This window comes from Pseudomonas sp. P5_A12, from assembly GCF_056400685.1.
This window is the reverse complement of the sequence record NZ_JBFUKU010000245.1, coordinates 1-7,753: the sequence shown is the minus strand read 5'-3', so window position 1 is coordinate 7,753 and position 7,753 is coordinate 1. Positions and strand designations below refer to the sequence as shown.

At 62.7% G+C, this 7,753-nt stretch carries 8 protein-coding genes and 1 pseudogene; 8 read left to right on the top strand and 1 reads right to left on the bottom strand.

Features of this window, described 5'->3' with window-relative positions; genetic code table 11:
• A pseudogene (locus AC1DSG_RS24040) lies at window positions 1-90 on the top strand (short-chain dehydrogenase); the annotation flags it as partial.
• A gap of 139 nt (window positions 91-229) precedes the next feature.
• On the opposite strand, the gene AC1DSG_RS24035 reads toward AC1DSG_RS24040, so the two are convergent.
• On the bottom strand, window positions 230-1,015 hold the full coding sequence (locus AC1DSG_RS24035) for an enoyl-CoA hydratase (RefSeq protein ID WP_477793122.1): 786 nt from the start codon (window positions 1,013-1,015) through the stop codon (window positions 230-232).
• Window positions 1,016-1,157: 142 nt separating this feature from the next.
• On the opposite strand from AC1DSG_RS24035, the gene AC1DSG_RS24030 reads away from it, so the two are divergent.
• The 7 genes from AC1DSG_RS24030 to AC1DSG_RS24000 form a co-directional block, all read left to right on the top strand.
• Window positions 1,158-1,943 (top strand): SDR family oxidoreductase, encoded by a 786-nt coding sequence (locus tag AC1DSG_RS24030; RefSeq protein WP_477793121.1) that lies wholly within the window; start codon window positions 1,158-1,160, stop codon window positions 1,941-1,943.
• Between the two features lie 56 nt (window positions 1,944-1,999).
• Window positions 2,000-2,974, top strand: coding sequence for a bifunctional MaoC family dehydratase N-terminal/OB-fold nucleic acid binding domain-containing protein (locus AC1DSG_RS24025; protein WP_477793120.1), 975 nt, complete (start codon window positions 2,000-2,002; stop codon window positions 2,972-2,974).
• Window positions 2,975-2,982: 8 nt separating this feature from the next.
• Window positions 2,983-4,116, top strand: coding sequence for an acyl-CoA dehydrogenase family protein (locus AC1DSG_RS24020; RefSeq protein ID WP_477793119.1), 1,134 nt, complete (start codon window positions 2,983-2,985; stop codon window positions 4,114-4,116).
• Window positions 4,088-4,507 (top strand): MaoC family dehydratase, encoded by a 420-nt coding sequence (locus AC1DSG_RS24015; protein ID WP_477793118.1) that lies wholly within the window; start codon window positions 4,088-4,090, stop codon window positions 4,505-4,507. Before AC1DSG_RS24020 ends, AC1DSG_RS24015 begins: the two co-directional genes overlap by 29 nt.
• A gap of 17 nt (window positions 4,508-4,524) precedes the next feature.
• Window positions 4,525-5,703 carry a lipid-transfer protein gene (locus tag AC1DSG_RS24010; protein WP_477793117.1) on the top strand — a complete coding sequence of 393 codons (1,179 nt, stop codon included), beginning with the start codon at window positions 4,525-4,527 and terminating at the stop codon, window positions 5,701-5,703.
• 10 nt (window positions 5,704-5,713) lie between these two features.
• Complete coding sequence (locus tag AC1DSG_RS24005; protein WP_477793116.1) at window positions 5,714-6,883, top strand: acyl-CoA dehydrogenase family protein; 1,170 nt, start codon at window positions 5,714-5,716, stop codon at window positions 6,881-6,883.
• 65 nt (window positions 6,884-6,948) lie between these two features.
• A partial coding sequence (locus AC1DSG_RS24000; RefSeq protein WP_477793115.1) for an acyl-CoA dehydrogenase family protein occupies window positions 6,949-7,753 on the top strand: 805 nt, incomplete at its 3' end.

Sequence of the window (7,753 nt, the reverse complement as noted above, 5' to 3'; positions counted from 1 at the left end):
AGCGTGCTGTTCCTGGCTAGCGACGAGGCTCGGGCGATCAACGGTGTCGAGTTGCGCATTGATAGTGGTCAGATGGTGATGAGTATCTGAGGCCTTGCTCCCACACAAAATCTCTGTGGGAGCGAGCCTGCTCGCGAAGGCGGCGGGTCAGCCAACAACGATGTTGAATGTGCTGGCCCCATCGCGAGCAGGCTCGTTCCCACAGGTTTTGTGCCCGATAGACGAGCGCCTAGTACCCTTCAAACTGCGCCGGGCGTTTGTCGATAAACGCCTGCATGCCTTCCTTCTGGTCCCGTGAGGCAAACAGCAGGGCATTAGCCTTGCGCTCCAGGGCCAGGCCGGTTTCCAGTGGGGCGTCCATGCCGGCCAGAATGACTTCCTTGATTTGCTCGGCTGCCAGAGACGGCATCGCCGCGATAACACGCGCCAGTTCCAGCGCGTGGATCTGCACCTGGTCATCGTCCACCAGATCGCTGACCAGCCCGGCGACCCAGGCTTCCTCGGCGCTGATCGGTTGCCCGGTGAGCGCCATGCGCATCGCCTTGACCTTGCCCACGGCTCGCACCAGCCGTTGTGTGCCGCCGATGCCGGGCATGATGCCGATGCGGATTTCCGGTTGGCAGAAACGCGCGCTGCGCCCGGCGACAATCAGGTCGGCGTGCATCGCCAGCTCGCAACCACCGCCATAAGCGTAACCGCAGACCGCCGCGATTACCGGTTTCGGGCAGTGCTGGATCGGACCCCAGACCCGCTCGGTGTGACGCTTGTAGATATCGATGGCGCCGACCCCGGCCATGCTGTTGATGTCACCACCGGCCGCGAACACTTTGTCACCGCCCGTCAGCACGATGCAACGGACCTGCGGATCAATCGCCAGCTCACTGAAATGACGCGACAACAGCGCCTGCAATTCCAGGCTCAGGGCATTGGTCGCCTGGGGGCGATTGAGCCGCAGCAGGGCCACGCCAGGCAGTGGGCGTTCAAGCAGAACCGGTGCAGCAGATGAGTCGGACATGGGCATCGTCAAAGACCTGACTGGGTGTGAATGGCCGCCAGTGTCCTGTTCGCGAGGTTAAATTTTCATCGTCCGTTCAGACGTAGTTTGGCCCGCAGTTCATCCCTAGAGTGACCCTCGTCAGTAGAAAAAGGAGCACATGATGGAACTGCATTCGGGGCTTGATTATAACGGCAAGGTGGTGCTCGTCACCGGTGGCACCAGGGGCATCGGCGCGGGTATTGCGCTGGGTTTCCTGGCCGCCAACGCACGTGTGATCGTCTGTGCTCGGCGTGAACCTGAACGGGTGCCGATACTGGGTAGCAAGAGTGCGACCTTCATTGCCGCCGATGTGCGTGACCACGATTCCCTGCAACGACTGTTCGCCACCATCGAGCGCGACTTCGGGCGCCTCGACGTGGTGATCAACAATGCCGGGGGCAGCCCTGCCGCCGACGCAGCCACGGCCTCGCCCAGGTTTCATGAAAGCATCATCGGTCTGAATCTGATCGCGCCACTCAACGTCGCCCAGCACGCCAACCGACTGATGCAGGCCCAGGTACAGGGTGGTTGCATCATCTTTATCGGCAGCATCAGTGCGCTGCGTTCCTCACCAGGCACTGCCGCTTACGGCGCGGCCAAGGCCGGAGTGCTGGCGTTGGTGCAATCGCTGGCGGTGGAGTGGGGCCCCAAGGTGCGGGTGGTCACGGTCAGCCCGGGGCTGGTGCTGACCGAGCAGGCGCATCTGCACTACGGCACGGAGGCGGGTATCGCCGCCGTATCTGCCGGCATTCCGGCTGCACGCATGGCGGTAGCCGAAGACATTGCCAACGCATGCCTCTACATCGCATCACCGCTGGCCAGTTACGCCAGCGGTTGCAACCTGTTGCTGCATGGCGGTGGTGAACGCCCGGCGTTTCTCGGTGCAGCGCAGGTTCTGCCCACCTGATCGACCTATTGCGGCGACCGGGTTCGGTGGCCGCCTTCAATGTGAAGGAGACGACTTTGGCTGATCCACAATTGCTATCCAATGTGCGCGCCCTGGTGGGGCGCCAGTACGGCCGCGTGTATGCCTGGGACGAGGTCAATGCCCCGATGATTCGCCAATGGTGCGAGGTCATGGGCGTGGACAACCCGCTGTACACCGATCGTGCTTTTGCCCTGGGCACCCAACATGAGGGCCTGATTGCTCCGCCTGCGATGTTGCAGGTGTGGACTATGGAAGGCCTGCACGCCAACAACTATCCACCTGGCTCCACCGACGAGAACCCTTACGAGGTGCTCAAGGAAATGGAAGCCTACGGCTATGCCTCCACCGTGGCGGTGAACTCCGAGCTGAGTTTTACCCGCCCGGTGCGACWGGGGGAAAAGCTCTACTACACCACGCGTCTGGATGCGGTTGGCGATGAGAAAACCACCGCCCTGGGTACCGGCTTCTTCGTCACCCTGGTGATGAGTCATTTCGTTGAAAAGGCCGGCGGCGACGAGCCGGTGGGCGAGTTGCTATTTCGCGTATTCAAGTTCCGCGCGGCCAATGCCCAGGCTCCGGCCAAGGTTGACCCGGCATCGGCATCGGCCAAGGCCAAACGTCCGCTTCCGGGCATCAGCGACGACACCCGGTTCTTCTGGGAAGGCTGCGAGAAGGGCCAGTTGCTGATCCAGCGCTGCACAGCCTGCCAAACCCTGCGCCATCCACCAGCCCCGGTGTGCATCCAGTGCCACAGCTTTGACTGGGACACCCTGCAGGCCAGCGGCCGCGCCAAATTGTATTCGTTCGTGGTGATGCATTACCCCGAAGTACCGCCATTCGATTATCCAAATCCGATCGGCCTGATTGAACTGGAGGAGGGCGTGCGCCTGATCGCCGGATTGGTCGGTATCGAGCGTGAGCAGTTGCAGATCGGCCAGCGGTTGCAGGTCGAGTTCCAAACCTTCGATGACCAGTTGACCCTGCCTATGTTTCGGCCGGTAGAGGCATAGGAGCCACTATGGATTTCGAATTGAGCGAAGACCAGCGCGCCATTGCGCAGATGGCTGACGGCCTGTTTGTCGATCATTGCCATGATGACTACATGCGCCAGTGGGACACCAGCGGCGAGCCAATGATGGCGCCGTTGTGGGCGTTGTGTATCGAGACCGGGCTGCATGCCCTGGCCATTCCCGAAGAGCATGGCGGCAGCGGTCTGGGCATGACCGAGTTGATGTTGGTGCTGCAAGCCCAGGGCAAGGCCCTGGCTCAAGTGCCGTTGTGGCGTCATCAATTGGCCGCCGCGACCCTGGCCGGTTTTGGCGCCGATGATAGTGCGGGATGGGTTGCCAAAGCGGCATCCGGCGATGCGCTGCTGAGTCTGTCTGTCGATGGCTTGAGCAGTGCGCTCGGCATCGAGTTGCAAGCCCGTCCTTGTACCGAGGGCTGGTCGATCAACGGCCGGGTCGCGGCCCTGGCGTTGGGCGATCAATCCCAGGCTGCGTTGGTGTTGGTAGAAGCCGAAAGCCAGCCACGCTTGCTGCTGCTTGACCTTTCAGCGCCCGAAATACAACGGGTGTCGGCGGTGTTGACCCACGGCGAAGCAGTGGCCGACCTGCACATCCACGGCTTGACCGTGAGCGCCACGGCGATGTTACCGAGCGAGGCCGTCGCCTGGTTGGAGCTTCGCTGTACAGCAGCATTGGCGGCCTTGCAATTGGGCGTCAGCGAAGAGCAGATCCGCCGCACCGTGGCCTATGTCAGCGAGCGCCGGCAGTTCGAGCGCAGCATCGGCAGCTTCCAGGCGGTGCAGATGAGCATGGCCGACACCCATATCGCCGTCGAAGCCTTGCGCACCGTGCTGTGGCAACTGGCCTACCGCATCGATGCCGGTCTGCCTGCGCCCAGCGAAGCCCTGGCCACCGCGTGGATGGCCTGTGAAGCGGGGCATCGCATCGGCCATGTCGCACAGCACGTGCATGGCGGCATCGGCGTCGACCTGACGTACCCGATTCACCGTTTTCTCTACTGGAGCCGCGGCCTGTGCCTTGCCCTGGGTGGTTCGGCGGCAAGCCTGGAACGCCTGGGCGACTGGCTCAACGATAACGACAAGCTGGGATGGAAATATGACCTCGAAGAACACCAAGCGCTTTGACGACGTGCGCCCCGGCGAAGTACTGCCGGAGCTCGCGGTGCCGATCACGGTGACCCTGATCAACGGCGGCGCAATTGCCACCCGTGACTACTTCCCCGGTCACCACGACGCGGAGRCGGCCCGTGCTTTGGGTTCGCCCCATGTGTTCATGAACATCCTCACCACCAACGGGCTGGTGCAGCGGTTCATCGAACAGTGGGCCGGGCCGCTGGCGCAATTCACTGCGCTGAAAATCAAGCTCGGCGCGCCGAACTATCCCGGTGATTGCATGACCTTCAATGGCAGCGTCACCGGTGTTGATGCGGACAGTCGTTCGGTGGAAATCACCTTGAGCGGCAAAAATTCCATGGGCAACCACGTGACCGGCACGGTCGCGCTGGTCTTGCCCTGACAGCCGGAGAGACACAGATGACTGATTCATCGATTTCCGGGCGTGCCGCGATCGTAGGTCTAGGCGCAACCGAATTTTCCAAGAACTCCGGACGCACCGAATTGCGCCTGGCCCTGGAGGCCACCTTGAGCGCGCTCAAGGATGCCGGCATCGATCCGTCCGAGGTCGAGGGCTTCAGCTCCTACTCGGTGGACAAGGTCCCGGAGTATGAAATCGCCCGATTGCTGGGGTGCAAGGACGTCAAGTTTTTCTCGCAAGTGCCCCATGGCGGCGGCGCGGCCTGCGGACCGGTGATGCACGCGGCGATGGCGGTGGCCACCGGGATGGCGAAAGTGGTGGTGGTGTATCGGGCCATGAACGAGCGTTCCTGGTATCGCTTCGGTACCGGCAGCTACGGCTTCGCTTCGGCGCCGACCTTCGACAACGTCAACTACGGCTGGTACATGCCCCACGGCTTCCATACCCCGGCGGCCTGGGTCGGGATGTTCGCCCAGCGCTACATGCACACCTATGGCGCCACCAGCGAAGACTTCGGTCGAATCGCGGTGGCAGCGCGGGATTTTGCCGCAACCAACCCCCAGGCGTTTTTCCACGGCAAGCCGATCACCCTGGAAGAACACCAGGCCTCGCGCTGGATCTGCGAACCGCTGCATCTGCTCGATTGCTGCCAGGAATCCGATGGCGCCGTGGCGATGGTCATCACGTCGGCCGAGCGCGCCCGTGACCTGCGGCAGAAACCGGTGACCGTCAAGGCCGGCTCCCAAGGCATCAGCCATGGCCAGCAGAGCATGACCTCGTTCTACCGCGACGACATCACCGGGCTACCGGAAATGGGTGTGGTTGCCCGCGAACTGTATCGCCAGTCCGGCCTCGGTCCCGAGTCTTTCCAGACCGCCGTGATCTATGACCACTTCACCCCGTTCGTGTTGCCACAGCTGGAAGAGTTCGGCTTTGCCAAACGCGGCGAAGCCAAGGAATTCATCCGCGCCGGGCATCACGCCCGTGGCGGAAAACTGCCGATCAACACCCACGGCGGGCAACTGGGCGAAGCCTATATCCACGGCATGAACGGGATCGCTGAAGCGGTACGCCAGGTGCGTGGTACGGCGGTCAACCAAGTGGCGGATGTGCAGAACGTGCTAGTCACCGCCGGCACCGGCGTACCCACCAGCGGCCTGATTCTCGGCGCAGCCTAAGGAGCAGCAGATGTTCGTCGACCTCACTCCCGAACAACATGCCCTGCGCCACAAGGTGCGGGACTATTTCCAGGCCCTGATGACCCCGGACATGCGCGAGCAGTTGCGCGGCAAGGAAGGCGGCGAGCTGTTTCGCCAGACCATCCGCCAGATGGGCCGCGACGGCTGGCTCGCGGTCGGCTGGCCGAAGGCTCATGGCGGCCAGGGTTACGCCGCCACCGAACAGTTGATCTTCTTTGAAGAAGCCAACATCGCCGGTGCGCCACTGCCGTTCGTGACCATCAGCACCGTCGGCCCGGCCTTGATGGCCCATGGCAGCGAGTTGCAGAAAGAGCGTTTTCTGCCTGGGATCGCCGCGGGCGAAATCATGTTCGCTATCGGTTATTCCGAACCCGACGCCGGCAGCGATCTGGCCGTGCTGAAAACCAGCGCCCGCCAAGACGATGAAGGCTTCCTGGTCAATGGCAACAAGCTGTGGACCTCGGGTGCCGAGTCGGCCGATTTCGTCTGGCTGGCGGCCCGTACCGATCCGACCCAGGCGCGGCACAAAGGCATTTCGCTGCTGATCGTCGATACCACGACGCCAGGCTTCTCCCACACCCTGATTCCCACCACCAGCATTCCGACCACGGCGACCTACTACGACAACGTGCGGGTGCCCAACGAGATGCTGGTGGGCGAGTTGCACGGTGGCTGGAAGATGATCACCTCGCAACTGAACCACGAACGCCTCGGCCTCGGCACCTGGTCGGACAAGGTCGTGGCGCTGTTTCGCCGCATTTATCTGTGGGCGCGGGCCCGAGACGAACAGGGCCGTCGAGCGATGGACAAGGCCTGGGTGCGCAGCTCGCTGGCCGAGTGTTATGCGCGGCTGGAGGCGATGCGGCTGATCAATATGCGCATCGCTGCCGACCTGGAACGCGATCGCATGGACGTGGCGCTGAGTTCGACCACCAAGGTGTACGGCTCGGAGTCGGCCATCGAGATCCTGCGCAAGCTGGCGGCGATCCTCGGCGCCAATGGCTCGATGCGCAGTGGCTCGGCGGCGACCCTGCTGCAGGGCGAGCTGGAATTCGAGTTGCGCAGTTCGCCGACCCTGACCTTTGGTGGCGGCACTAACGAGATCCAGCGCGAGCTGATCGCCCAGTTTGGCCTCGGCATGCCGCGCACCCAACGCTGACGCGGGTCCATCAAAAACAAAAACCGTACTCGCCCCGGAACCGGGGCGGGTCGAAGGGGACTTTCATGAGCACTATCGAGCAATTTCGGCAGGACACCCGAGCCTGGCTGGAGGCTAACTGCCCGCTGTCGATGCGCAGCGGCATGGCTGAAGGCGATGTGGTGTGGGGCAGTCAGAACCCGCAATTCCCCTGTGAGGACGCGCGCCTGTGGTTCGAACGCATGCGCGACAAGCGCTGGTTCTGCCCCGAGTGGCCAGAGGAATACGGCGGAGCGGGCCTGAGCGACGAACAACTGGCGGTGCTGGAAAGCGAGATGCGCCGCATCAAGTGCCGGCCGCCGCAGATCAATCTCGGTATCTGGATGCTCGGGCCGGTGTTGCTGGCGTTCGGCAGCGATGAGCAGAAACGCGATCTGTTGCCGCCGATCGCCCGCGGCGAAGTGCGCTGGTGCCAGGGCTTTTCCGAGCCGAACGCCGGTTCCGACCTGGCCAGCCTGAAGATGGCTGCGCGTGATGCCGGCGATCACTTCGTGGTCGATGGCAGCAAAATCTGGACCTCCTACGGCGACAAATCCGACTGGATGTATGCCCTGGTGCGTACCGACTTCAGTGCGCCGAAACACGAGGGCATCAGCCTGATCGTGCTGGACATGCGCAGCCCCGGCGTCAAGCCGCAGCCAATCGATTTGATCAGCGGCAAGTCGGCATTTTGCCAAGTGTTCTTCGACGCGGTGAAAGTCCCCAAGAGCCAGTTGATCGGGCCGTTGAACGGTGGCTGGAACCTGGCCAAGTACCTGTTGCAGCACGAACGCAAGGCGATGTCGAAATTCGGTGAGTTCAGCCTGCCTTCGCACTTCGACCTGCTGGCCC